This is a genomic window from Aromatoleum petrolei (assembly GCF_017894385.1).
Taxonomy (GTDB): Bacteria; Pseudomonadota; Gammaproteobacteria; order Burkholderiales; family Rhodocyclaceae; genus Aromatoleum; species Aromatoleum petrolei.
The window spans coordinates 1,036,390-1,060,743 of the sequence record NZ_CP059560.1 but is presented as its reverse complement, the minus strand read 5'-3'; the positions used below and the strand labels follow the sequence as shown (position 1 = coordinate 1,060,743).

Below are 24,354 nucleotides of genomic sequence, written 5' to 3'. Positions count from 1 at the left end.
TGCCGCCCTGCGGGGTGCCGCGTTGAATCGCGACGAAACGGAGTCTGTGTGAATTTTGCGCTGGTGTTGTTCCTGCTGCTGGTGGCAACGGCGATACTTTGGGTCATCGACCGCTTCTACGCCAAGAAGCGTCGCGCTCCCGGTGCTCCCGCGCCGTGGTGGGTCGAGTACGGTGCCAGTTTCTTCCCGGTGATCCTGATCGTGTTTGGCCTGCGTTCGTTCATCGTCGAGCCGTTCAAGATTCCGTCCGGTTCGATGATTCCGACGCTGCTCGTCGGTGATTTCATCCTCGTCAACAAGTGGACCTATGGCATCCGCCTGCCGGTGATCAACAAGAAGATCATCGAGGTGAACAATCCGAAACGCGGTGACGTGATGGTGTTCCGCTATCCTGCCGATCCGTCGATGGATTACATCAAGCGTGTCGTGGGGCTTCCGGGCGACAGGATCGAGTACATCGACAAGCGTCTGCGCATCAACGGCGAAGCGGTGCCGATCACCGCGCAGGACGATTATCTGCATCCTGATCGCCTGTACTACTCGCCGCGTTTTCAGGAAAAGCTCGGCGCGGTCGAGCATTCGGTGCTGATCGAGCGTGACGTGCCGCCCTTCGTGCCGCAGGTGCTTGATTATCCGCATCGGGAGAACTGCACCTATACTACGTCCGGCGTGCGTTGCACCGTACCCGAAGGGCATTACTTCGTGATGGGCGACAATCGCGATGCGAGCAGCGACAGCCGCGTCTGGGGGTTCGTCCCGGATGAGAACATCGTCGGCAGGGCGTTCTTCATCTGGTTCAACTTCAACGACATGAAACGGATTGGCGGGTTCCACTGATACGGAGACGGCATGCGGATGATGAAATGGCAGCGGGGCATGAGCCCCATCAGCGTACTGGTTGTCGGCGGCCTTCTGGGCTTCGTCCTGCTGATCGGCTTTCGTGCAGTTCCGGCGGTGAATGAGTACTTTGCGATCCAGCGCATCATCAAACTTGTGGCCGATGAGGGCGACGGCGGCGCGTCGATCGCCGACATGCGCCGGAGTTTCGAGCGCCGCGGGCAGATCGACGACGTGGTCACGGTCACCGGGGCCGATCTCGACATTCGCAAAGATGGCGGCAAGGTTGTGATCGACGTCGAGTATTCGCGCCAGGTGCCGGTGGTGGCCAACGTCAGCCTGCTGATCGACTTCAAAGCGACGACGATCGGAAGATAGTGGCAGTCAATCTTGATCGCTTCCAGCGAGGCATCGGGCACCAGTTTGGGAACCGCGCGCTGCTGGAGCAGGCTCTCACGCACCGCAGTTTCGGGCAACCCAACAACGAGCGCCTTGAGTTTCTCGGTGACAGCATCCTCAATTGCGTCGTCGCGATTGCGCTGTTCGAACGATTCGGTGAGTTGCGCGAGGGGGAGATGTCCCGCCTGCGGGCTTCGCTGGTTTGCCAGGACGGCTTGCACCGCATTGCCCGCGCGCTGGAACTCGGCGAGTACCTGCGCCTGGGCGAGGGGGAAATGAAGAGCGGCGGGTTCCGCCGGCCCTCCATCCTCGCCGACGCAATGGAGGCGACTTTCGCGGCGGTGTTCCTCGATCAGGGCTTCGACGCGGCCAAGGCCGTGATCGATCGCCTGTATGCACCTCTGATCGCAGAGATCGATCCCCGCGTGGCCGCCAAGGACCCGAAGACGGCGCTGCAGGAGTACCTGCAGGGGCGCCGGCTGGCGCTCCCGACCTACACGACGGTGAAGGTGCACGGCGAGGCGCACGCGCAGGAATTCGAGGTCACCTGCGAGGTCAACGCGCTGAAGATCCGCACCACCGGGCGCGGCGCGAGTCGTCGCGCCGCCGAACAGCAGTCGGCCGAGAACGCGCTGGCGCAGTTGAGGAAGTCATGAACGAGAATATTGGCCCGGAAAGCGGGCCCGCCGCCGCGCCCGAAGGGTTCCGCACGGGATTCGTTGCCATCGTCGGCCGACCCAACGTTGGCAAGTCGACACTGTTGAACCGTCTGATCGGGCAGAAGATCAGTATTGTGTCGCGCAAGGCGCAGACGACGCGCCATCGCGTCACCGGAATCCTGACGAACGATGAGGCGCAGTTCGTCTTCGTCGATACGCCCGGTTTCCAGACCAAGCATCGCAATGCGCTCAACCGTTCGATGAACCGGACGGTGTCGCAAGTACTCGCCGACGTGGATCTGGTGCTCTTCGTGATCGAGGCCGGTCGCTTCGGGGAAGACGACCGCAAGGTCGTCGAGGTGCTGCCGAAGGAAGGAAATGTGGTTCTGGTCATCAACAAGGTCGACCGGCTTGCCGACAAGACCCAGCTGCTGCCCTTCATCGCGCGCGTGAAGGATGCCTTTCCTTTCACCGAGATCGTCCCGCTCAGCGCTGAGCGGGGGACCAACGTCGAGCAGTTGCTGCGCGCGGTGACGCCGCTGTTGCCCGAGGGCGCGCCGATGTATGGCGAGGACGAGGTCACCGATCGCAGCGAGCGGTTCCTCGCTGCCGAATTCCTGCGTGAGAAACTCTTCCGCCTGTTGGGAGACGAACTGCCGTACGGCATTGCCGTGGAGATCGAGAAGTTCGAAACGGAAGGAAATCTGCGTCGCATCCATGCCGCGGTGGTCGTCGACCGTGCCAGTCACAAGGCGATCGTCATCGGCAAGGGGGGCGAGCAGCTCAAGCGCATCGCCTCGGAGGCGCGTGTCGAACTCGAGCAGCTGTTCGACGGCAAGGTGTTTCTCGAGGTGTGGGTCAAGGTCAAGAGCGGCTGGGCGGATGACGAACGCGCCCTCAAGAGCCTGGGCTACGAATAAGACCTGCGGACGCGTGCCGCCGTGAGCCAGAAGCAGCGCGTCGACGGACAGCCGGGCTTCGTCCTGCATTCCCATCCCTGGCGCGAGACCAGCCTCATCGTCGAGGTCTTCTCGCGCGATCATGGCCGCGTCGCGCTGGTGGCAAAGGGCGCACGGCGCCCGATGTCGGCCCTGCGTGGCGTCATCATGGCCTTCCAGCCACTGCTGCTGGATTGGTCGGGTGGCGGCGAGGTGAAGACGCTCGTGCGCGCCGAGCGCTCCGGCGGGCAGCCCCTGCTTGTCGGTCGTGCGCTGATGTGCGGCTACTACCTGAACGAACTGATGGTCCGGCTGACGGCCCGCGAGGACCCGCATCCCGTGTTGTTCGATGCCTACGCCCGCGCGATCGCCTGCCTCGGTCGCGGCGAGCCGCAGGAGCCGATCCTGCGCCGCTTCGAGCTCGCACTGCTGCGTGAGCTGGGCTATGGCATCGGTCTCGCTGCGGACGGCGACTCGGGTGCGCCGCTCGATCCTCGCGCCGACTACCTCTATATAATCGAGCGCGGCCCGGTACCGGTTCCGGAAGGGACTGGCGATGTGGCGGCAACGAGCGGGCAGACGCTGCTCGACATGGAGCACGACGATTTCTCCCGCCCCGAAACGCTGGCGCAGAGCAAGGCCTTGCTGCGCATGCTGATCAATCATTATCTCGGCGGTCAGACGCTGCAGTCGCGCCGGGTCTTAAAGGAGTTGCTGGAGCTGTGATCGAACTCGGCGTGAATATCGACCACGTGGCGACGCTGCGCCAGGCGCGCCGCACTTGGGAACCGGACCCCGTGTGGGCGGCCGTGGAGGCGCATCTGGGTGGCGCCGACGGCATCACTGTGCATCTGCGCGAGGATCGGCGTCACATCCAGGACGAGGACGTGCGCCGCCTGCGCGAGCTGACGCAGGTCAAGCTCAACCTGGAGATGGCGGCGACCGATGAGATGGTCGGGATCGCGTGCCGGCTGAAGCCCGAGATGGCGATGCTGGTGCCCGAGGGCCGGCACGAGGTGACGACCGAAGGCGGACTCGACGTCATTGCGCAGGAAGAGCGGCTGAAGAGCGTCGTGGGGCGCCTGGCGGATGCCGGCATCGTCACCAGCGTATTCATCGACGCGGAGATCGCGCAGGTTGAGGCAGCCGCGCGCATTGGCGCGCGCGTGTGCGAGATCCATACCGGGCCTTACGCACACGCGTTCCACAATGCCGGACGGGACGCCGAAAGCGCGTCGGTGCTGGCCGAGATCGCGAAGATATGCGATGCGGGCGAGGCGATCCGGGGCCTGGGCATGCGCTTCAATGCGGGCCATGCGCTCAACTACTACAACGTGCAGCCGGTCGCGCGGCTCGCAGGCGTGCGTGAACTGCACATCGGCCACGCCATCGTCAGCCGGGCCGTATTTTCGGGCATGCGCGAGGCGGTGCGGGAGATGAAGCGCCTGATGCGCGAGGCTGCGGGACAGGGCTGCTGAGCGTCCGCGGATGATTCACGGTATCGGAACCGACATCGTACAGATCGCCCGCCTGAGTTCCGCCCTGGAGCGCAATGGTGAGCGCTTCGCGGCGCGCATCCTTGCGATCGGCGACGAGCGCGACGGCTTCAGGGCGAGCCGCGATCCGGCCCGCTTCCTTGCGAAGCGTTTCGCCGCGAAGGAAGCCTTCGGCAAGGCCCTGGGGACGGGCGTTGCCGTCCCAGCGACGCTGCATGCAGTGCGGGTCGGGCACGATGGTCTCGGCAAGCCGGTCTATATGTTCGACGCTGGGCTCGCGGCCTACATGCAGGAGCGCGGTCTGAATGCGCACCTCACGCTGAGTGACGAGAACGAATACGTGGTCGCGTTTGCGCTGATCGAGAAGACATGAATTCGACGACTCAAGACACGTTGCGCCTGCCCCTCGGGCCGGTGATGCTGGATGTCGCGGGCACCGCGCTCACGGACGAGGAGCGGGAGCGCCTGTGCGACCCGCTGGTCGGCGGGGTGATCCTGTTCGCGCGCAACTTCACCGGATCGGAACAGCTTTCCGCGCTGACGGCCGACATCCACGCCTTGCGCGACCCGGCGCTGGTGATCGCGGTCGACCACGAAGGCGGGCGCGTGCAGCGCTTCCGCACCGAAGGTTTCACTCGCCTGCCTTCGATGCGCCGGCTCGGGCAGATGTGGGCGGGCGACCACGTGGCGGCCCTGGATGCGGCGCGCGCCGTCGGCTTCGTGCTCGCGTCCGAGCTGCTCGCGCACGGCGTCGATCTCAGCTTCGCGCCGGTGCTCGACCTCGATTACGGCTGCAGCCGCGTGATCGGGGACCGCTCCTTCCATCGCGACCCGCAGGTCGCGGCATCGCTCGCCCAGGCTCTTGCCGCGGGCATGGCCGAGGCCGGGATGGGGTGCGTGGGCAAGCACTTCCCCGGACACGGTTTCGTCGAGGCGGATTCGCACCTCGAGATTCCCGTCGATGAGCGCGAGTTCGACGCGATCTGGAACGAGGACGTCATGCCCTATCGCCATCGCATCGGCCGCCAGCTCTCCGGCGTCATGCCTGCGCACGTCATCTACCCGAAGGTCGACCCGAATCCTGCGGGCTTCTCGCCCTTCTGGTTGCAGGACGTCCTGCGCGGGCGCGTGGGCTTCAAGGGGGTCGTTTTCAGCGACGACCTGACGATGGAAGGGGCTGCCGTGGCCGGCGATATCCTCGCACGTGCCAAGGCGGCCTATGCGGCCGGCTGCGACATGGTGCTGGTGTGCAATCGCCCGGATCTGGCCGCCGATCTGCTCGACCGCTGGGTTCCCGACGTGCAGGCCGAGAGTCGGGCGCGGATCGCGGCCTTGCGTGCGCGTCCGCAGTTCTGCGATGCGTTCGCGCTCGAACTCAGCCCGGCCTACCAGCAGGCGCGAGCGGCCATCGTCGAGATACCCGAAGAGCTCGCCTGAGCCTTCGTCCGCTTCCGAGCCTGCCGGCAATGAGCGAGCCCGCCGCGCCTTTCGATGCCAAGGCCTTCCTGAAGACGGTACCCGAGGAGCCTGGCGTCTATCGCATGATAGGCGCCGAGGAGCGTGTGCTGTACGTCGGCAAGGCCAAGAACCTCAAGCGGCGGGTGTCGAGCTACTTCCAGCGCACCCAGCCCAGTCCGCGCATTGCCATGATGGTCGCGCAGATCCGGCGCGTCGACGTGACGGCGACGCGTTCCGAGGCTGAGGCGCTGATCCTCGAAAACAATCTCATCAAGAGTCTGGCGCCGCGCTACAACATCCTGTTCCGCGACGACAAGTCCTATCCCTACATAGAGCTCTCCGGCGACGATTTTCCCCGTCTGGCCTACCACCGGGGGGCCTTCTCGAAGGGCGCGCGATACTTCGGCCCGTTTCCGAACGCCTGGGCCGTGCGCGAAAGCATCCATCTGCTGCAGAAGACCTTCCAGCTGCGCACGTGCGAGAACTCGGTGTTCCAGAACCGTTCCCGCCCTTGCCTGCTGCACCAGATCAAGCGTTGCACCGCGCCGTGCGTCGGGATGATCGACAGCGAAAGTTACGCAGCCGACGTGAAGCTCGCTGCGCGCTTCCTCGACGGGCGCGCCTCCGAGGTCATCGACGACTTGAGCGCGCGCATGCACGCTGCCGCCGAGCGCCTCGCGTTCGAGGAGGCGGCGGCGATCCGCGACCAGGTGCGCGTGCTGCAGGCGGTGCTGCAGCGGCAGTATGTCGACAGCCGCAGGGACGAGGATGTCGACATCATCGCAGCGGTCGAGGAGGGCGGGCTGACCTGCGTGAATATCGCGATGGTGCGCGGCGGCCGCCACCTCGGCGATCGTCCCCAGTTCCCGAGCGCCGCGGCGGGCTGTGGAGCGCTTGACGGCGCGCTGGCCTTCGTCGAGCAGCACTACCGCGACCACGGCATGCCGACACGCCTGCTGCTCAACGTTGCGCTGGAACCCGTCAAGGCACTGATGGCGGAGATCAGCGACAAGCCCGGCGCAGTGGTGGCGCCGCGCAGCGCTGCCGAGAAGGCATGGATGGAGATGGCGGAGAACAATGCCCGACTCGCGATACTCGCCCGTGCGCGCGACACAGGGCGCAGCGAGGCGCGTCTCGAGGCGCTGCGCGAGGTGCTGGATCTGCCCGAGCCGCCGCGCCGGGTCGAGTGCTTCGACATCAGTCACACGATGGGCGAGGCGACGGTGGCCTCCTGCGTGGTGTGCGTCGATGGCGCGATGAATAACTCGGAGTATCGTCGCTACAATATCACCGGGATCACGGGCGGCGACGACTTCGCGGCGATGCGGCAGGTGCTGGAACGCCGCTACGGCAAGGTCGCCGCGGGCGAGGGATTATGCCCCGACCTGATCCTGATCGACGGCGGGAAGGGTCAGGTGAGTTCCGCGCTCGAGGTGCTGACCGAGGTCGGGCTCGAGTCGATAGCGATGGTCGGCGTCGCCAAGGGCGAGGAGCGCAAGCCGGGCCTCGAAACGCTGATTTTCCCGGACAGGCGTGCGCCGCTGAACCTCGCTTCGGATCATCCGGCGCTGCACCTGATCCAGGAAATCCGCGACGAGGCGCACCGTTTTGCGATCACGGGGCACCGCGCGCGGCGGGCGAAGGCGCGCATCGGTTCGCGCCTCGAGGACATCCCCGGCGTTGGTGCGACCCGGCGGCGTAACCTGCTTTCGACCTTCGGGGGGCTCGACGGCGTGCGTGCAGCAACAGTCGAGGACCTATGCCGTGTCGATGGTGTGAGCCGAAAGCTCGCCGAAGCGATATACAATGCCTTGCACTAACCATGCATCTGTCGCAAGCCTCCCTCTTTTCAATGCAGATCAACATTCCGAACTCGCTGACCTGGGCGCGCATTGCGCTGATTCCGCTCTTCGTCGGCGTCTTTTATCTTCCGGAACAGTGGCTCGATCCGCAGGAGAAGAATGTCGCCGCGACTCTGATCTTCATCGTAGCGGCGGTAACGGATTGGTTCGACGGTTATCTGGCGCGAGCGCTGAACCAGACTTCGGCTTTCGGCGCCTTTCTCGATCCCGTCGCCGACAAGCTGATGGTCGCAGCCGCGCTGATCCTGCTCGTGCAGTTGGCGCGGGTCGATTCGATCATCGCGGTTGTGATTATCGGGCGCGAGATCACGATTTCCGCACTGCGCGAATGGATGGCCCGCATCGGCGCTTCCGCGGGTGTCGCCGTGGCCTTTGTCGGCAAGCTGAAGACCGCTGCGCAGATGACTGCGATCCCTCTCCTTCTGTATGACGCACCCTTGCTGCAGCTGAACGTCAGGCTGGTCGGCGAGATCCTGATCTATGTCGCTGCGGCTCTGACGCTGTGGTCGATGGGCTATTACCTGCATCGCGCGATGCCCCATCTGGCGAACGACGGAAGCAAGGCGCGGCGTCCGGGCTGATGCTGGGCAGGGGCATCGTCGCGCGGTAGAATGCCCAGCCTTCGCGGGCCGGGATGGTGAAATCGGTAGACACAGCAGACTTAAAATCTGCAGCCCTTGGGCGTACGGGTTCGAGTCCCGTTCCCGGCACCACGCGCCAACGGGCATGCGTTTGCCCCAGTCCGGAAGTCCACGTGATCGTTCTCAACCTCAGCTGCGACCATGAGCACCTGTTCGAGGGCTGGTTTGCCTCGTCGGCCGCTTACGACGAGCAGCGCGAGCGCGGACTGGTGTCCTGTCCGGTGTGCGGTTCGACCACTATTTCGCGGCGTCCCAGCGCGCCGTACGTGAATCGAGGGGCGTCGGCCCCCGTGCCGGTGGCAAGATCCGGCTCCCAGGTCGGTGCGGGAACGGCGCGAGCGCCTTCCGCAGCCCCGGATGCCGATGTGGTTGCGGCGGCAATGGCGATGCTGCGCCGTCTCGGGCGGGAATCGGAGGATGTGGGCGGTCGCTTTGCCGAGGAAGCGCGTCGCATCCATCATGGCGAAAGCGAGGCGCGCAATATTCGCGGTCGCGCGACGCGCGACGACGTCAGCGAGCTGATCGACGAGGGAATCGTCGTGTTGCCATTGCCGGCGGACGAAGACCTGCACTGACAGGGGGGCGCCGGCTGGTCGTCAGCAGCGCGCCTGGATAAGCGGGATCCACATCTCGTCGGGCGAAAGCCCGCCATGAACGCCTATCATCGCGTGTTCCTGCTCGCCCGCAACGTGGTCGCGAATCGTCCAGCCGGGTTCCATCAGCAGTGCATGCGTTCCAATCCGCTCCCGCAACCGCCGATGCGGTTTGCCCGGACCAAATAGCCCGAGGTCGATCAGCTCGTCCGAGCGCGCGACGGTCGCCTTGCCCGTCAGGCATTCGCGTGTCAGCAGCTCGAAATCGTGCTCCGCCCCTTGGCGCACGGCACAAAAGGCGGTACGTCGCTCGCCGAACAGTGGCGCGGTCAGCGTGGTCTGCAGGTCGGGCAGGGTCTGCAATTCGATCACGCGTTCCGGCGGCGAATCGATGAAGCCGTGATCGGCCGTGAGGACGACGTCGGTATCGCTCCCTTGCAGTCGGTCGAGAAGTTGCCCGAAGGCCGCGTCGATGCGTGCGAAGTGTGTGGCGACCTCCGCCGAGTTGCAGCCGTAGGCGTGGCTGAGCCCGTCGAAGGTCGGGTAGTAGGCATGCACGAGAATGGGTTGGGCTGCGTTCCCCCGGATCGCCCCCACGATCGTGTCTATCAAGCCCTGCAGCCCCTTGTAGCCCAGCGTGCTTGCCCCGCGGCTATGGCGCCGCGAGTAGGGCGAAAATGCCAGCTCCCGTGGCGAGACGAAGATTGCACGGCGTTTGCGGCGCTGGAAAAGCGTGCGATAGGCGAATAGCCGGGTGACGGCCAGCGGCCCCCTCAGCGGGGCTCCGCCGCGCTGGACGGTCGGCAGCGGCGCAATGACGCCGCCGAAGCGCCGGTCGCGGATGAACCAGCCCGTCAGGCCGTGGCGTGCGGGAGCAAGGCCCGTCATCGTGCAGGTGACGGCACTCGCGGTAGTGCTGGGGAATACCGACGTGAGTCGACCCGTCCGGTGCTTCAGGAGAAGCCCGCCGGCGCCGGTGCGCTGCAGAAACATGTCGCCGAGGCCGTCGATGAGGATGAAGACCAACCTGCGCGGGGCGGCGTCAGGGGGTGGGGACCCAGACGGTTTGGGCGCCTGCCAGGGACGGCCGTCGAGATAGGCTCCGACGCTGCGGACCAGCCCGAACAGGCCGCCATCGCGATAGTCCGGCAGCACGGCATCCTGGGGCAATGCGATGGCAGGCGGATCGGAGGGTTCGGGTTGCCGGGATCGGGGCATGACGGGGCCAGGAAAAGACAAAAGGGAAGGTGCATCAGCACCTTCCCTTTGTCAAATACTGGAGCGGGAAACGAGTCTCGAACTCGCGACCTCAACCTTGGCAAGGTTGCGCTCTACCAACTGAGCTATTCCCGCATGTGCTTCTGGAGGCGCGAGCCGGAGTCGAACCGACCTACACGGATTTGCAATCCGGTGCATAACCGCTTTGCTATCGCGCCAGTTTCTGCTCTGACTCCCGATACGCCTCGATCGGGGGAAAGGCTTTACGGAGCCTTTCGGAAAATTTGGAGCGGGAAACGAGTCTCGAACTCGCGACCTCAACCTTGGCAAGGTTGCGCTCTACCAACTGAGCTATTCCCGCGAAAGACCGCCATTATAGGTCGTATTCTGGCGGTGTCAACTACCTTCCTGAATCTCGTTCTCAGCGATCGCGCTGGGGCTTTTTCTTGCCCGGTTTGAAGCCCGTGCCCTGGGTATCGCGACGGTCGCCGTGGAAGGGCTTGCCGCCGTGCGGGCGATCGCCGCCCGGCCTGCCGGAGGGTTTGTCCCAAGGCTTCGCGAAGGGCTTGCGAGGGGTTTCCTCGCCGCGCTGCGTCGGTTTCGCGCCGAAGCGCGGACCCGGGCCGGGACGGGGACGTGCTGCGTCGCGCTGCGCCTCGTCGTGATCCAGCGGGCGGATGTTGAGCTGGCGCTGCCGCACCCGCACGCGACGCAGGATGTCGATGACGTCGTGGGGGAGATCGGCCGGAAGTTCGACCGTGCTGTAGTCCTCGTACAGGTTGATCTGGCCGATGAAGCGGCTCTCGATGCCGGCTTCGTTTGCGATCGCGCCCACGATGTCCTTCGGCGTCGCCTGCTGGTTGCGGCCGACCTCGATGCGGTAGCGTTGCAGGCGTCCGTCGGCAAAATCGCGGCGGCGTTCCAGGATGGCCTCGCGGTTCTCGCGCGGGGGGCGCTCCGCGCGCGGGGCGGTCTGAGTGGCGATGTCCGGGCCGGTGCTCAGCGGGAGCTGGAGGGGGCGCTCACGCTGCGCCAGGAAGGCGAGGGCGGCCGCGATGTCGTGGATGTCGGCGTTGTGGCTGTCCTCCATGCCGGCAACGACGTCGTGGAAGAAGGCGAGATCTTCGGATTCGAGCACCGTTGCCACCTGCTGTCGGAAGGCGGCCACGCGCTTGTCGGCGACGGCTTCGCGCGAGGGAAGTTGCAGCGGTTCGATCGGTTGGCGCGTTGCCCGCTCGATCACCTTGAGCATGCGCATTTCGCGCGGCGCGACGAACAGGATGGCGCTGCCGGCGCGGCCTGCGCGACCGGTGCGGCCGATGCGGTGAACGTAGGCCTCGGTATCGTAGGGGATGTCGTAGTTGATGACGTGGCTGATGCGCGGCACGTCCAAGCCGCGCGCGGCGACGTCGGTGGCGACGACGATGTCGAGGCCGCCGCCCTTGAGCTGCTCGATGACCCGCTCGCGCAGCTGCTGGGTCATGTCGCCGTTCAGTGCGGCGGCGGCATAGCCCCGGGCCTCGAGCTTTTCGGCGAGTTCCACGGTGGCGGTCTTGGTGCGGACGAAGACGATTGCCGCGTCGAATTCCTCCTCGACCTCGAGGATGCGGGTGAGGGCATCGAGCTTGTGTGCGACGGCGATCTGGCAGAAGCGCTGGCGGATCGTGGTGACGGTGGTCGTGGCGGTCTTGATCTTCACCTCGCGCGGTTCGCGCAGGTAACGATGGGCGACGCGACGGATGGCGTCGGGCATCGTCGCCGAGAATAGCGCAGTCTGCCGCTCGATCGGGACGTGCTCGAGGATCCATTCGACGTCGTCGATAAAGCCCATGCGCAGCATCTCATCCGCTTCGTCGAGCACCAGCGTCTTGAGGTTGTCGAGGTTGAGGCTCTCGCGCTCGATGTGGTCCATCACGCGTCCCGGAGTGCCGACGATGACGTGTGCGCCGCGGCTCAGTTGGCGCAACTGCACGACCATGCTTTGGCCACCGTAGATGGGCAGCACGTGGAAGTCGGGCAGGTTCTTGGCGTAGCGCTGGAAGGCTTCCGCAACCTGGATCGCAAGCTCACGTGTCGGCGTCAGCACGAGGACCTGCGGCTTGCGGGTGGAGAGGTCCAGGCGATCGAGCAGCGGCAGCGCGAAGGCCGCCGTCTTGCCGGTCCCCGTCTGGGCTTCGCCCAGCAGGTCATGGCCGGCGCGCAGGTGCGGGATGCAGGCCGCCTGGATCGGCGACGGGGTTTCGTATCCGATGCCGGCCAGGGCGTCGAGGATCGGGGGGCTCAGCTCGAGCTGGGCAAAGGATTCGACGGAGGGATTCATGGGCGTCCGAGAGTGAGGAAGATGGGGGGACGTACCGGCTGTGCGTGCATCGTACCGAATTCGCCTGGTGTGGCGCTGGCAGCCCGCGAATGCGGACCGGATTGCCCGGTCCGCTTGCGCCCGTTCAGGCGCGCAGCGCTGCAGTGCGGTGGGCCTGGATGATGGGCAGGATCTGCCCGAAGATCTTGGGGCTGCCGGCGACGACATTGCCGGTTTCCATGTAGGTGCCTTCTCCGGCAAGGTCGCTTACCAGACCGCCGGCTTCCTGGATCAGCAGTGCGCCGGCTGCGATGTCCCAGGGCTGCAGGCCCATTTCCCAGAAGCCGTCGAGGCGCCCGCAGGCGACGTAGGCAAGGTCGAGCGAGGCAGCGCCGGGCCGGCGGATGCCGGCGGTCCTCTGCGTCAGGTCCTTGAACATCGCGAGGTAGGCGTCGACGTGGTCGAACTCGCGGAACGGAAAGCCCGTGCCGATCAGCGATTCGTTCAGGCGGACGCGCTTCGATACGCGGATGCGCCGGTCGTTGAGGAAGGCGCCGCGTCCCTTCGTGGCGGTAAACAGCTCGTTGCGCGTGACGTCGTAGACGACGCCCTGTTCAAGCGCGCCGTTCTTTGTCAGCGCGATCGAGATTGCATACTGTGGAAAGCCGTGGATGAAGTTCGTCGTGCCGTCGATCGGGTCGATGATCCACTGGTATTCGCTGTCGCCGGTCTCGGCTGATGCGCCCGACTCCTCTGCTAGAATGCCGTGCTCCGGGTATGCTTCGCGCAGCACCTCGATGATGGCGGCCTCGGCGGCCTGATCGACCTCGGTGACGAAGTCGTTCGGGGACTTGGCCTGGACCGACACCTGGTCCAGCTGCAGCGAGGCGCGATTGATGATGGAGCCCGCGCGGCGGGCGGCTTTCACTGCAATGTTCAGGGTGGGGTGCATGCGCGTCGGTCTCGCTGGAGTCGGGGGCCCGGAGAGCGTCCCGCTCGAAAGAATTCCAATAAAACGAAGTATTTTAATATGAACGGAGCCATCGCGCTCGACCGCATCCGCATCGTACTTTCCCGTACGAGTCATCCCGGCAACATCGGCGCCGCCGCGCGCGCGATGAAGACGATGGGGCTCGGCCGTCTCTGGCTGGTTCGGCCGGCTTCCTTTCCCGATCCGGTGGCGGAGGCGCGCGCCTCCGGGGCCGGTGACCTCCTTGCGTCCGCGCGGGTGGTCGGTTCGCTCGAGGAAGCGCTCGAGGGCACGATCCTGTCCGCCGCTGTCACGGCGCGGCGGCGCGAGCGCTCGGTGCCGGTGCGCAATGCGCGCGAGGCGGCCCCCGAACTGGTGTCGTTTGCCGGGCGGGGCGAGGTTGCGCTGGTGTTCGGAAACGAAACGAGCGGACTCACGAATGAGGAGGTGGGGCTGTGCTCGATGCCGGTGACGATTCCGGCGAATCCGGCATTTTCGTCGCTCAACCTCGGCGCCGCGGTGCAGCTGCTGTGCTACGAGCTGCGCATGGCGGCGCTCGATCCGGTTTCCCCGGCGGAACCCCTTCCGGACCTGGCCGCCTTCGAGGAGGTGGAGGGTTTTCACCGTCATCTGGAACGGGCGATGACAGCCAGCGGATTCTATGACCCCGCAAATCCAAAGCGCCTGCTGCAGCGCGTGCGCCGTCTGTTCGGCCGCATCCGGCTCGAAAAGGAGGAGGTGAACATCCTACGCGGCATCATTAGTGCGCTGGAGCGCAAAGCTGAGTAAAATACTCGGAAATAAAATAACGAGACACCGGAGTAAATCACTCATGTTCAGACGTCTGCGCGAAGACTTGGCCAGCGTTCGCGAACGCGATCCCGCCGCCCGTTCGACCCTGGAGGTGCTGACCTGCTATCCGGGCGTGCACGCGCTTTTCCTCCACCGCTTCGCGCACGGCGCATGGAAGCGCGGCTTCTACTGGGTGGGGCGGTTTGTCAGTCATGTGAGCCGATTTCTCACCGGCATCGAAATCCATCCGGGCGCGACGATAGGCCGGCGCGTCTTCATCGACCACGGCATGGGGGTGGTGATCGGCGAGACTGCGGAGATTGGGGACGACTGCACGATCTATCAAGGCGTGACCCTCGGGGGAACCTCGCTATACCGTGGCACGAAGCGCCATCCAACGCTGGGCAAGGGGGTCGTGATCGGCGCCGGTGCGAAAGTGCTCGGGGGCTTTACGGTGGGTGACAGTGCACGGGTCGGCTCCAATGCCGTCGTCGTCAAGCCGGTGCCGGCTGGCGCCACTGCGGTTGGGAACCCCGCGCGCGTCATCGAACCTGACCGTGATAACGCACGCGACCGGGCGCGCGAGCAGAAGGCCGAGCAGATGGGGTTCTCGGCTTACGGCGTGACCAAGCAGATGGACGATCCGCTGACCAAGGCGCTGCACGGGCTGCTCGATCACGCCGTCGAGACCGATCGTCGCATTCAGATGCTGGTGGAGCGTCTGGAGAAGGCCGGATTCAGCCTCGATGAGGCGATCGAGAAGAGTGACGAATTTGACGCCGAGCGTCTGTCCAAGATGGTCGACTGAGTGACATTCGATTAGTTGACTGATTTTGTCGGGCTCCGTATAGTTGAGCGAAACGTTCGGGTATTCCCCCGGGCGAGAATCTCCGCGAAAGAAGGAGCTCCGATATGAGACTGACCACCAAAGGACGTTTTGCCGTCACTGCGATGATCGATCTGGCATCGCGTCAAGCCGAAGGGCCGGTGACGTTGGCTGGCATCGCCGACCGGCAGAAAATTTCCTTGTCGTACCTCGAGCAGTTGTTCGGCAAGCTGCGGCGCCACAAGCTGGTGACCAGCGTGCGTGGTCCCGGCGGCGGCTACCGGCTCGCTCGCGACATGGCTCGCATCACTGTTGCCGACATCATCGTCGCGGTGGACGAGCCGCTCGATGCGACGCAATGCGGTGGCAAGCAGAATTGCCATGACGAGCATCGCTGCCTGACGCACGACCTGTGGGCGAACCTGAACAAGCGCATGTACGAATATCTCGATTCGGTGACGCTGAATGCGCTGGTGCATCGCGAGATCAAGCCGGATCCCGACATGAGCGTCCTCAAGGACGTGCGCCGGCGCGCGATGGTGGCGATGCGCGAGGCTGCGGCGGCCTGACGGGCGTTTGAGCGTGTTCGCCCCCGTCTATCTCGACTGGAACGCCACTGCGCCGCTGGACGCGGCAGTGCGCGAGGCGATGCTGCCGTGGTTCGGCGGCCGCTTCGGCAATGCGTCTAGCCGACATGAATATGGGCGCCAAGCGCGCGCCGCGGTCGATGAGGCGCGTGCGCGGGTCGCTGCGGCGGTCGGCGCGCACGCAACGGAAGTGGTCTTCACCAGCGGCGGTACCGAGGCGAACAATCTGTTTGTGAAGGGCGCGGCGGGTCTCATGAAGCCGGGGCTGATCGCGATCAGCGCGATCGAGCATCCCTGCGTGCGCGAACCTGCAAAGCAGTTGCGGCGTGCCGACTGGACGCTGCGTGAAATCGCCGTCGATCGCGCTGGACAGGTGAAACGCGCCGACTGGCTGGCCGTGCTGGCGACGAAGCCGGCGCTGGTGTCGGTGATGCTCGCCAACAACGAGACCGGTGTGCTGCAGGACGTCGCGACGCTCGCCCGCGAGGCGAAGGAGGTCGGAGCCTGGTTTCACACCGACGCGGTGCAAGCGTTGGGCAAGATCGGCGTTGATTTCCGTGCCTTGGGCGTCAATGCAATGACGCTGTCGGCGCACAAGATCGGCGGTCCGCTCGGGGCGGGTGCCCTGGTCGTTGACAAGCGACTGGAGCTGGCCCCGCTGCTCGCCGGCGGCGGGCAGGAGCGCGGCTTGCGTTCGGGCACCGAGAACGTCGCAGCGATCGTCGGCTTCGGCGTCGCGTGCGAGTTGGCAGCGGCACGCGTGTCCGGCGAGAATGCCCGCTTGTGCGGCCTGCGCGATACGCTGGAAGCAGGTCTGGCGGCGCTCGGCATGCGGATCTTCTCGACCGGTGCGCCGCGTCTGCCGAATACGGTTTTCTTCGCCGCCGAAGGCTTGGATGGCGAGACCTTGGTCGGGCGACTGGATCGGGCCGGTTTCGCGTGTGCGAGCGGCTCGGCGTGTTCGAGTGCGAATCCGGAGCCGTCCCATACGTTGCTGGCGATGGGGGTGGAACGCGAGGCCGCGCGTGGCGCGGTGCGCGTCAGCTTGGGGCGCGATACGCAGGTAAAGCACGTGGCGGATTTTCTGGGCTGCCTGGGGCAGCAGATGAACGAACTGAACAATCTGACCGCCGTGGCGGTTCAATGATCGACGGAGGAATACCGATGCTGAAGTTTCCGATTTACCTGGATTACTCCGCCACCACGCCGGTCGATCCGCGTGTCGCGCAGGCGATGATTCCCTGGCTCACCGAGCATTTTGGTAATCCGGCGAGCCGTTCGCACGCTTACGGTTGGGAAGCCGAGAAGGCGGTCGAGGATGCGCGCGAGCAGGTTGCTGCACTGGTGAATGCCGATCCGAAGGAAATCGTGTGGACTTCTGGCGCGACGGAGTCGAACAACCTCGCGATCAAGGGCGCCGCACAGTTCTACAAGGGCAAGGGCAGGCACATCATCACCGTGAAGACCGAGCACAAGGCCGTGCTTGACACCTTCCGCGAACTCGAGCGCCAGGGCTTCGAGGCGACCTATCTCGACGTGCAGGAGAACGGCCTGATCGATCTGGCCGCGTTCAAGGACGCGCTGCGCCCGGACACGATCCTCGTCTCCGTGATGTTCGTGAATAACGAGATCGGCGTGATCCAGCCGATCGCCGAGATCGGCGAGATCTGCCGCGAGAAGGGCATCGTGTTCCACGTCGATGCGGCGCAGGCGACGGGCAAGGTCGAGATCGATCTGCAGCAGCTGAAGGTCGACCTGATGTCTTTCTCCGCGCACAAGACCTATGGTCCGAAGGGTATCGGCGCGTTGTACGTGCGTCGCAAGCCGCGTGCGCGCCTCGAGGCGCAGATGCACGGCGGCGGTCACGAGCGCGGCCTGCGTTCGGGTACGCTCGCGACGCACCAGATCGTCGGCATGGGCGAAGCCTTCCGCATTGCGCGCGAGGAGATGAAGGTCGAGAACGAACGCATCCGTTCGCTGCGCGACCGCCTACTGAAGGGTCTGCAGGACATCGAAGCGACCTATGTGAACGGCGACCTCGAGCATCGCGTGCCGCACAACCTGAATATCTCCTTCGCCTATGTCGAAGGTGAGTCGATGATCATGGCGGTGAAGGACATCGCCGTGTCGAGCGGTTCGGCCTGTACGTCGGCGAGCCTGGAGCCGTCCTATGTCTTGCGTGCGCTTGGGCGCAATGACGAACTGGCGCATAGCTCGATCCGTTTCTCGATCGGCCGCTTCACGACCGAAGAGGAAATCGACTATACGATCGACCTCATGCACAAGAAGATCGGCAAGCTGCGCGAACTGTCTCCGCTGTGGGAGATGGTGCAGGAAGGTGTCGATCTGAATACCGTGCAGTGGGCAGCCCACTGAGCATCCCGAGACAGGAGAAACGATAATGGCATATAGTGAAAAAGTGCTCGACCACTACGAAAATCCCCGCAACGTCGGCGCCTTCTCCAAAGAGGACGAAGGCGTGGGCACCGGCATGGTCGGTGCGCCGGCCTGTGGCGACGTGATGAAGCTGCAGATCAAGGTGGGCAAGGATGGCGTCATCGAGGACGCGAAGTTCAAGACCTACGGCTGTGGTTCGGCGATCGCGTCGAGCTCGCTGGTGACCGAATGGGTCAAGGGCAAGACCGTCGAGCAGGCACTCGAGATCAAGAACACCCAGATCGCCGAGGAACTCGCGCTGCCGCCGGTCAAGATCCACTGTTCGATCCTCGCCGAGGACGCCATCAAGGCGGCCGTGGCGGACTACAAGAAAAAGCACGAAGGCTGAGACCCGGAGGCGGAATCATGAGTGTCACTGTCAGCACGAGCGCAGCGAAGCACGTTTCGAACTTCATCGCCAAGCGCGGCAAGGGTCTCGGAATCCGTCTCGGGGTTCGGACCTCCGGCTGTTCGGGCATGGCCTACCGCCTCGAGTTCGTTGATGAGACGCACGAGGACGACGTGGTGTTCGAGAGCAATGGCGTCAAGGTCATCGTGGACCAGAAGAGCCTGGCCTATCTCGACGGCACCGAGCTCGATTTCGTCCGCGAGGGGCTCAACGAGGGTTTCAAGTTCAACAACCCGAACGTCAAGGACTCGTGCGGCTGCGGCGAGAGCTTCAACGTCTGATGCTCGCGGTGCGGATCCGATGAGCATCGACCTCCAGCAGGACTACTTCGGGCTGTTCGGGCTGCCACGCCGGTTTCGCATCGACGAGGCAGCGCTCGAGCTTGCCTACCACGATCTGCAGGGGCGCGTGCATCCCGACCGCTTTGCACATCTGCCCGACAGCGACAAGCGTCTGTCGATGCAGTGGGCGACGCAGGTGAACGAAGGTTTTCGCACGCTGCGCAAGCCGCTGCCGCGCGCAACCTATCTGCTCGAGCTGATGGGTGTCGACGCGGGACTGCACACGAATACGGCGATGTCGCCGGCCTTCCTGATGGAGCAGATGGAGTGGCGCGAGGCGGTGGAGGAAGCGCGGACGGCAGGTGAGGCGGAGGAGCTGGCGCAGTTGCACACGCGCTTGCGCCAGCATTCGCGCGAGGTCTTTGACGAGCTTGCGCGGCAGTGCGACGACGAGCAGGACTATGCGGGTGCCGCCGAAACGGTGCGCCGGCTGATGTTCATGGAAAAATTACAACACGAGATCGACGACGCCCTCGAGGCGCTGGAGAGCTGATGGCACTTCTGCAAATCGCCGAACCCGGTCTGTCGACCGAACCGCACAAGCACCGCCTCGCCGTTGGCATAGACCTCGGCACGACCAATTCGCTCGTGGCGACGGTGCGCAACGGCATCGCCGTGTGCCTCGTTGATGAGGATGGCCGCGCGATGCTTCCCTCCATCGTCCGCTACCATGCCGACGGCAGGATCGAGGTTGGCCGCAGCGCGGCGGCAGCGCACGCAACGGATCCCAAGAACACCATCCTGTCGGTGAAGCGCTTCATGGGGCGCGGCCTCAAGGATGTCGCCTACATCGAGTCGATGCCCTACGACTTCGTCGATGCCGGCGGAATGCTGCGCCTGCGCACCGTGCAAGGGATCAAGTCGCCGGTCGAAGTGTCGGCGGAGATCCTCAAAATGCTGGCGGCGCGTGCGCAAGCGAGCCTGGGCGGCGAACTCACCGGTGCGGTGATCACCGTGCCCGCCTATTTCGACGATGCGCAGCGCCAGGCAACCAAGGATGCGGCGAAGCTCGCCGGCATCAACGTGCTGCGCCTGCTCAACGAGCCCACTGCCGCGGCGGTTGCGTACGGTCTCGACAACGCGGCCGAGGGCGTTTACGCGGTGTATGACCTCGGCGGCGGCACTTTCGACCTGTCCATCCTCAAGCTTTCACGCGGCATCTTCGAGGTGCTGGCAACCAATGGCGATGCGGCGCTCGGTGGTGATGACTTTGATCATCGACTGTTCTGCTGGGCGCTGGACGAAAGCGAGATCGATCCTCCGTCGAGCGAAGATGCCCGTCGTCTTTTGCTGAAGGCTCGCGAGGCGAAGGAACTGCTGACTGCGTGCGAGGAGGCTCCGATCAAGGCGACTCTGGGATCGGGCGAGAAGGTCGATCTCGTCGTCACGCGCGACCAGTTCGCCGACATGACGAAGCACCTCGTGCAGAAGACCGTTGCGCCGATGCGCAAGGTCCTGCGCGACGCCGGGTTGGCCCCCGAGGACGTCAAGGGCGTCGTGATGGTCGGCGGCGCGACTCGCATGCCGCACGTGCAGCGCGCGGTGGCCGAGTTCTTCGGCCAGGAGCCGCTGACGAACCTCGACCCGGACAAGGTCGTCGCGCTCGGCGCGGCGATCCAGGCCAACGTATTGGCGGGCAACCGCAAGGAAGAGGACGACTGGCTGCTGCTCGATGTGATCCCCCTGTCGCTCGGCCTTGAGATGATGGGCGGGCTCACCGAGAAGATCGTGCCGCGCAATTCGACGCTGCCGATTGCTCGGGCGCAGGAGTTCACGACCTACAAGGACGGCCAGACGGCCATGGCCTTCCACGTGGTGCAGGGCGAGCGCGAGCTCGTTGCCGACTGCCGCTCGCTCGCGCGCTTCGAGCTGCGCGGCATTCCGCCGATGGCGGCGGGCGCGGCACGCATCCGGGTGACCTTCCAGGTCGATGCCGATGGTCTGTTGTCGGTGTCGGCGCGCGAGATGTCATCGGGCGTCGAGGCCAGCGTGCTGGTGAAGCCGTCCTACGGCCTGACGGACGACGAGATCGCAGGCATGCTGCGCGACGGTGTCGAGCGGGCTTCCGAGGATATCGATGCGCGCGCCGTGCGCGAGCAGCAGGTCGAGGCCGATCGCGTGATCGAGGCGACGCTCGCGGCGCTGGAGCAGGATGGCGATCTGCTGAGCGACGAGGAACGCGCCGCAATCGACGCCGCCGTTGCCGTAACCCGCGAAACGGCCGCCGGGCATGACCCGCGTGCCATCAAGCGCAGCACGGAAGCGCTCTCCCGTGCTACCAACGAATTTGCCGCCCGTCGCATGGACAAGAGCATCCGTTCGGCGCTGGCGGGTCACAAGGTGGATGAGATTCAGGTATGACGCAGATCATCGTATTGCCGCACGTCGAGCTCTGTCCGGACGGGACGGTGATCGAGGCGGAGCCGGGCTCCTCGATCTGCGACGCGCTGCTGCGCAATGGCGTGGAGATCGAGCATGCGTGCGAGCAGTCCTGTGCGTGCACGACCTGCCACGTGATCGTGCGCGAAGGGTTCGCCTCGCTCAAGGAGGCCGAGGAAGAGGAGGAGGATCTCCTCGACAAGGCCTGGGGCCTCGAGCCGCAGTCGCGCCTGTCGTGCCAGGCGGTCGTCGCCGAGACGCCGCTGGTGGTCGAGATTCCGCGCTACACCATCAACATGGCCCGGGAGGGCAAGCACTGATGAAGTGGACCGAGGTTCAGGAGATCGCAATCCAGCTCTCGGACAAGTTCCCCGAGGCGGACCCCACGCGCGTCAATTTTGTCGACCTGATGAACTGGGTGATGGCCCTTCCCGAGTTCGACGACGATCCCAATCACTGCGGCGAGCGCGTGCTGGAGGCCATTCAGCAGGCCTGGATCGACGAGGTTGCCTGACGAGCGCGGGGCTCTGCCGGGCGTCACTGCGCTGCCTCAGAAGCGGGTCGTGTCGTCCGGGTGTTCGTTCAGGCCCAGCCAATAGCGAGCGATGAGCGTGCTGGCCCGCTCGAATTCCTGTTCGTCGCGGGGCTTCCTGACGTAGCTGTTGGCGCCGAGCCGGTAGGCTTCGCGGATGTCTTCCGACGTGCAGTCACTTGCGAACATCACCACGGGCAGGAGCGAGGTCATGACCTCGGCGCGGATGCGGCGCAGCACCTCTAGGCCGTCGATCCGGGGAAGGTCGGGATCGAGCAGGACGACCGCCGGCTGGCTTGCCGGCCTGGGCGCCGGGTAGCCGTCTTCGGCGGAGAGGAAGGCGAGGGCCTCGATGCCGTCGCGCGCGACAATCACGCGATTGCCGAATCCTCCTGCGCGCAGCGCAGCGAGGACCCGGGCTTCATGCCCCGGATCCCCTTCAACCAGCAGGACGTAACTGCTGCCAGCCATGCCGCCACCTCCGCATTCGGAACGATTCGTAACGGCGGTTCGAGTAGCGCGCGGCGTCAGTCCTGGGCTTCGGGCAGTTCCTCCGCCCGCAGCAGGAAGACCATGTCGTCACCGCCTTGGGACGACAGCCACACGAAGGGCAGGTCCGGGAATACCGCTTCCACGATATGACGATTATGCCCCACTTCGACGGCGAGCACGCCACCCGGATTGAGGTGAGTGCGGCCTTCGGCAAGGATGCGGCGCACCACGTCGAGCCCGTCCTCGCCCGCCGCCAGTGCCATGCGCGGTTCGTGCAGGTATTCGGGCGGCAGCGTGTCCATCGAATCGGCGGTGACGTAGGGCGGATTGCTGATGATGAGGTCGAAACGGCGTCCCGAAAGCCCGTCGAACACGTCGCTCTTCACCAGCTCGACCTGTTCCTCGAGGCCGTATTCGGCGACGTTGAGGTGGGCAACCTCGAGGGCGTCGTCGGACAGGTCGGCGCCGACCACCTCGGCATTCGGGAAGGTGTGCGCCATGAGGATCGCCAGGCAGCCTGATCCGGTGCACAGGTCGAGCGCGCTGGTGACCTGCTCGGCATCCTCCACCCAGGGCGCGAAGCCGTTTTCCAGCATCTCGGCGAAGAACGAGCGGGGCACGATCACGCGCTCGTCGACGTGGAAGCGGAAATCGCCCAGCCACGCCTCGCCCGTCAGGTAGGCGGCCGGAACCCGCTCTTCGGCGCGACGTTCGATGATCGTAAACAGGGCTTCGCGCTCCTCGGCGGTGATGCAGGCGTCGAGGAAGGGCTCGAGTCGGTCGAGCGGTAGCGACAGGGTGTGCAGCAGCAGCCACACCGCCTCATCGTAGGCGTCGGTGCAGCCGTGGCCGAAGAACAGGCCGGCGCGGTTGAAGCGCGTGACCGCGTAGCGCAGCCAGTCGCGCAGGGTCACGAGTTCGGCGAGCGGGCCGCTCTCGTGTACGTGCTCGTGTTCTTCGCCATTGTCACAGTGTTCGCAGTGTTCGGTCATGCTCGGTCTCGTCAGCGCACGAGGAGGGTGCGCAGGGTGCGTTCGTAGATCAGGGAAAGCGGTTCGATCGCGTCGACGGCGACGCGTTCGTCCAGCTTGTGGATGGTGGCATTGACGGGGCCGAACTCCACGACTTCCTTGCAGATGTCGGCGATGAAGCGTCCGTCCGAGGTGCCGCCGCTGGTCGACAATTCGGTCTCGACACCCACGGTTTCGCGGATCGCGCCGCCGATGGCCTCGACGAGCTTGCCGCGGCCGGTGATGAAGGGCCTGCCCGAGAGGTGCCAGTCCAGCGTGTAGTCGAGGCCGTGGCGGTCGAGGACGGCGTGGGTGCGCTGCTTGAGTTCGTCGGCGGTGCTGACGGATGCGAAGCGGAAGTTGAACAGCACTTCGCACTCGCCCGGAATCACGTTGTTGGCGCCGGTCCCGGCATGGATGTTGGACACCTGCCAGGTCGTCGGGGGGAAGAACTCGTTGCCCTCGTCCCAGCGCATCGCGGCGAGCTCGGCGAGCGCCGGTGCGAATTCGTGGATCGGATTGCGCGCGAGCTGCGGGTAGGCGACGTGGCCCTGCACGCCCTTGACGCGCAGGGTGCCCGAGAGCGAGCCGCGACGACCGTTCTTGATCATGTCGCCGAGCGTCTTCACGGAGGTCGGCTCGCCCACGATGCAGTAGTCGAGGGTCTCGCCGCGGGCCGCGAGTGCTTCGACGACCTTGACGGTGCCGTGGGTGGCGATGCCTTCCTCGTCCGAGGTGAGCAGCAGGGTGATCGAGCCCCGGTGATCCGGGTTGGTCGCGACGAAGCGTTCGATGGCGGTGACGAAACCTGCCAGAGAGGTCTTCATGTCGGCAGCGCCGCGGCCGTAGAGATGGCCGTCACGCACGGTCGGCTGGAAGGGGTGTGAAGTCCAGGACTCGAGCGGGCCGGTCGGGACGACGTCGGTGTGCCCCGCGAAGCACAGCACCGGGCCGGTGTCGCCGCGGCGCGTCCACAGGTTGGACACGCCGCCGGTGTCGATGCGCTCGCAACGGAAACCGAGCGGGGCGAGGCGCGCGGCGATGAGGTCCAGGCAGCCGCTGTCGTCGGGGGTCACGGACGGGCGGGATATGAGTTCGCAGGTGAGCGCGAACGTTGCGTTCGGGGAAGGATTGGTCATGGCCATCGGGCGGCAGAGGCCGCCCCGGGTTCAGGGTTGGG

At 65.3% G+C, this 24,354-nt stretch carries 28 protein-coding genes and 4 tRNA genes; 23 read left to right on the top strand and 9 right to left on the bottom strand.

Annotated features, from left to right (window positions below; genetic code table 11):
* The first annotated feature begins 48 nt into the window (after window positions 1-48).
* The 12 genes from lepB (at window position 49) to ToN1_RS04740 (ending at window position 8,865) form a co-directional block, all read left to right on the top strand.
* Complete coding sequence (gene lepB, locus ToN1_RS04795; RefSeq protein ID WP_169206705.1) at window positions 49-837, top strand: signal peptidase I; 789 nt, start codon at window positions 49-51, stop codon at window positions 835-837.
* A 12-nt stretch (window positions 838-849) separates the two neighbouring features.
* On the top strand, window positions 850-1,215 hold the full coding sequence (locus tag ToN1_RS04790) for a DUF4845 domain-containing protein (RefSeq protein ID WP_169206704.1): 366 nt from the start codon (window positions 850-852) through the stop codon (window positions 1,213-1,215).
* Entirely contained in the window at window positions 1,215-1,892 is a 678-nt protein-coding gene (gene rnc, locus ToN1_RS04785; protein WP_169206703.1) for a ribonuclease III, read from the top strand. Before ToN1_RS04790 ends, rnc begins: the two co-directional genes overlap by 1 nt.
* Complete coding sequence (gene era, locus ToN1_RS04780) at window positions 1,889-2,815, top strand: GTPase Era (RefSeq protein ID WP_169206702.1); 927 nt, start codon at window positions 1,889-1,891, stop codon at window positions 2,813-2,815. The genes rnc and era overlap by 4 nt, the downstream gene beginning before the upstream one ends.
* A 21-nt stretch (window positions 2,816-2,836) precedes the next feature.
* Window positions 2,837-3,559 (top strand): DNA repair protein RecO, encoded by a 723-nt coding sequence (gene recO, locus ToN1_RS04775; protein ID WP_169206701.1) that lies wholly within the window; start codon window positions 2,837-2,839, stop codon window positions 3,557-3,559.
* Window positions 3,556-4,311, top strand: a complete 756-nt coding sequence (locus ToN1_RS04770; RefSeq protein WP_169206700.1) for a pyridoxine 5'-phosphate synthase — start codon at window positions 3,556-3,558, stop codon at window positions 4,309-4,311. The genes recO and ToN1_RS04770 overlap by 4 nt, the downstream gene beginning before the upstream one ends.
* A gap of 10 nt (window positions 4,312-4,321) precedes the next feature.
* Window positions 4,322-4,702, top strand: coding sequence for a holo-ACP synthase (acpS, locus tag ToN1_RS04765; protein WP_169206699.1), 381 nt, complete (start codon window positions 4,322-4,324; stop codon window positions 4,700-4,702).
* Window positions 4,699-5,766 (top strand): beta-N-acetylhexosaminidase, encoded by a 1,068-nt coding sequence (nagZ, locus tag ToN1_RS04760; RefSeq protein ID WP_169206698.1) that lies wholly within the window; start codon window positions 4,699-4,701, stop codon window positions 5,764-5,766. Before acpS ends, nagZ begins: the two co-directional genes overlap by 4 nt.
* A gap of 29 nt (window positions 5,767-5,795) precedes the next feature.
* Complete coding sequence (gene uvrC / locus ToN1_RS04755; protein WP_169206697.1) at window positions 5,796-7,607, top strand: excinuclease ABC subunit UvrC; 1,812 nt, start codon at window positions 5,796-5,798, stop codon at window positions 7,605-7,607.
* Between the two features lie 32 nt (window positions 7,608-7,639).
* On the top strand, window positions 7,640-8,230 hold the full coding sequence (pgsA, locus tag ToN1_RS04750; RefSeq protein WP_169206696.1) for a CDP-diacylglycerol--glycerol-3-phosphate 3-phosphatidyltransferase: 591 nt from the start codon (window positions 7,640-7,642) through the stop codon (window positions 8,228-8,230).
* Window positions 8,231-8,277: 47 nt separating this feature from the next.
* Window positions 8,278-8,362, top strand: a tRNA-Leu gene (locus ToN1_RS04745).
* 41 nt (window positions 8,363-8,403) lie between these two features.
* Window positions 8,404-8,865, top strand: a complete 462-nt coding sequence (locus ToN1_RS04740) for a DUF1178 family protein (RefSeq protein ID WP_169206695.1) — start codon at window positions 8,404-8,406, stop codon at window positions 8,863-8,865.
* A gap of 21 nt (window positions 8,866-8,886) precedes the next feature.
* On the opposite strand, the gene ToN1_RS04735 is transcribed toward ToN1_RS04740, so the two are convergent.
* The 6 genes from ToN1_RS04735 to ToN1_RS04710 all read right to left on the bottom strand — a co-directional run bounded on the left by ToN1_RS04735 (window position 8,887) and on the right by ToN1_RS04710 (window position 13,352).
* Window positions 8,887-10,101, bottom strand: a complete 1,215-nt coding sequence (locus ToN1_RS04735) for an alkaline phosphatase family protein (protein WP_169206694.1) — start codon at window positions 10,099-10,101, stop codon at window positions 8,887-8,889.
* 59 nt (window positions 10,102-10,160) lie between these two features.
* A tRNA-Gly gene (locus ToN1_RS04730) sits at window positions 10,161-10,236 on the bottom strand.
* 9 nt (window positions 10,237-10,245) lie between these two features.
* A tRNA-Cys gene (locus ToN1_RS04725) sits at window positions 10,246-10,319 on the bottom strand.
* A 67-nt stretch (window positions 10,320-10,386) separates the two neighbouring features.
* A tRNA-Gly gene (locus ToN1_RS04720) sits at window positions 10,387-10,462 on the bottom strand.
* A 60-nt stretch (window positions 10,463-10,522) separates the two neighbouring features.
* The gene (locus ToN1_RS04715) at window positions 10,523-12,421 is read right to left on the bottom strand and encodes a DEAD/DEAH box helicase (RefSeq protein WP_169206693.1); all 1,899 of its coding nucleotides are present in this window, start codon (window positions 12,419-12,421) and stop codon (window positions 10,523-10,525) included.
* 124 nt (window positions 12,422-12,545) lie between these two features.
* The gene (locus tag ToN1_RS04710; RefSeq protein WP_169206692.1) at window positions 12,546-13,352 is read right to left on the bottom strand and encodes an inositol monophosphatase family protein; all 807 of its coding nucleotides are present in this window, start codon (window positions 13,350-13,352) and stop codon (window positions 12,546-12,548) included.
* Window positions 13,353-13,430: 78 nt separating this feature from the next.
* Between ToN1_RS04710 and ToN1_RS04705 the strand changes: the two genes are divergently transcribed.
* From ToN1_RS04705 to iscX, 11 genes are all read left to right on the top strand, one after another.
* Window positions 13,431-14,159, top strand: a complete 729-nt coding sequence (locus ToN1_RS04705; RefSeq protein WP_169206691.1) for an RNA methyltransferase — start codon at window positions 13,431-13,433, stop codon at window positions 14,157-14,159.
* A gap of 43 nt (window positions 14,160-14,202) precedes the next feature.
* A complete protein-coding gene (gene cysE / locus ToN1_RS04700; protein ID WP_169206690.1) occupies window positions 14,203-14,970 on the top strand; it encodes a serine O-acetyltransferase in 768 nt (255 codons plus the stop codon).
* Window positions 14,971-15,074: 104 nt separating this feature from the next.
* The gene (iscR, locus tag ToN1_RS04695; protein WP_169206689.1) at window positions 15,075-15,557 is read left to right on the top strand and encodes a Fe-S cluster assembly transcriptional regulator IscR; all 483 of its coding nucleotides are present in this window, start codon (window positions 15,075-15,077) and stop codon (window positions 15,555-15,557) included.
* Between the two features lie 13 nt (window positions 15,558-15,570).
* Window positions 15,571-16,722, top strand: coding sequence for a cysteine desulfurase family protein (locus ToN1_RS04690; RefSeq protein ID WP_169206688.1), 1,152 nt, complete (start codon window positions 15,571-15,573; stop codon window positions 16,720-16,722).
* 17 nt (window positions 16,723-16,739) lie between these two features.
* Window positions 16,740-17,951 carry an IscS subfamily cysteine desulfurase gene (locus ToN1_RS04685; protein ID WP_169206687.1) on the top strand — a complete coding sequence of 404 codons (1,212 nt, stop codon included), beginning with the start codon at window positions 16,740-16,742 and terminating at the stop codon, window positions 17,949-17,951.
* A 25-nt stretch (window positions 17,952-17,976) separates the two neighbouring features.
* Window positions 17,977-18,360: a Fe-S cluster assembly scaffold IscU gene (gene iscU / locus ToN1_RS04680; RefSeq protein ID WP_018992301.1), complete on the top strand. Its 384-nt coding sequence runs from the start codon at window positions 17,977-17,979 to the stop codon at window positions 18,358-18,360.
* 17 nt (window positions 18,361-18,377) lie between these two features.
* Window positions 18,378-18,701, top strand: coding sequence for an iron-sulfur cluster assembly protein IscA (gene iscA / locus ToN1_RS04675; protein WP_076604014.1), 324 nt, complete (start codon window positions 18,378-18,380; stop codon window positions 18,699-18,701).
* A 19-nt stretch (window positions 18,702-18,720) separates the two neighbouring features.
* Window positions 18,721-19,254 (top strand): Fe-S protein assembly co-chaperone HscB, encoded by a 534-nt coding sequence (hscB, locus tag ToN1_RS04670; protein ID WP_169206686.1) that lies wholly within the window; start codon window positions 18,721-18,723, stop codon window positions 19,252-19,254.
* Window positions 19,254-21,122, top strand: coding sequence for a Fe-S protein assembly chaperone HscA (gene hscA / locus ToN1_RS04665; protein WP_169206685.1), 1,869 nt, complete (start codon window positions 19,254-19,256; stop codon window positions 21,120-21,122). The genes hscB and hscA overlap by 1 nt, the downstream gene beginning before the upstream one ends.
* On the top strand, window positions 21,119-21,460 hold the full coding sequence (gene fdx, locus ToN1_RS04660; RefSeq protein ID WP_169206684.1) for an ISC system 2Fe-2S type ferredoxin: 342 nt from the start codon (window positions 21,119-21,121) through the stop codon (window positions 21,458-21,460). The genes hscA and fdx overlap by 4 nt, the downstream gene beginning before the upstream one ends.
* Complete coding sequence (gene iscX, locus ToN1_RS04655; RefSeq protein ID WP_169206683.1) at window positions 21,460-21,654, top strand: Fe-S cluster assembly protein IscX; 195 nt, start codon at window positions 21,460-21,462, stop codon at window positions 21,652-21,654. The genes fdx and iscX overlap by 1 nt, the downstream gene beginning before the upstream one ends.
* Before the next feature lie 36 nt (window positions 21,655-21,690).
* Here iscX and ToN1_RS04650 read toward each other — a convergent pair whose 3' ends face one another.
* From ToN1_RS04650 to dapE, 3 genes are read right to left on the bottom strand one after another with little or no spacing between them, the layout of a single operon-like run.
* Window positions 21,691-22,143, bottom strand: coding sequence for a response regulator (locus ToN1_RS04650; RefSeq protein ID WP_169206682.1), 453 nt, complete (start codon window positions 22,141-22,143; stop codon window positions 21,691-21,693).
* 56 nt (window positions 22,144-22,199) lie between these two features.
* Window positions 22,200-23,156 (bottom strand): 50S ribosomal protein L3 N(5)-glutamine methyltransferase, encoded by a 957-nt coding sequence (prmB, locus tag ToN1_RS04645; RefSeq protein ID WP_169206681.1) that lies wholly within the window; start codon window positions 23,154-23,156, stop codon window positions 22,200-22,202.
* A gap of 11 nt (window positions 23,157-23,167) precedes the next feature.
* Window positions 23,168-24,313, bottom strand: a complete 1,146-nt coding sequence (gene dapE / locus ToN1_RS04640) for a succinyl-diaminopimelate desuccinylase (protein WP_169206680.1) — start codon at window positions 24,311-24,313, stop codon at window positions 23,168-23,170.
* Window positions 24,314-24,354: the final 41 nt, after the last annotated feature.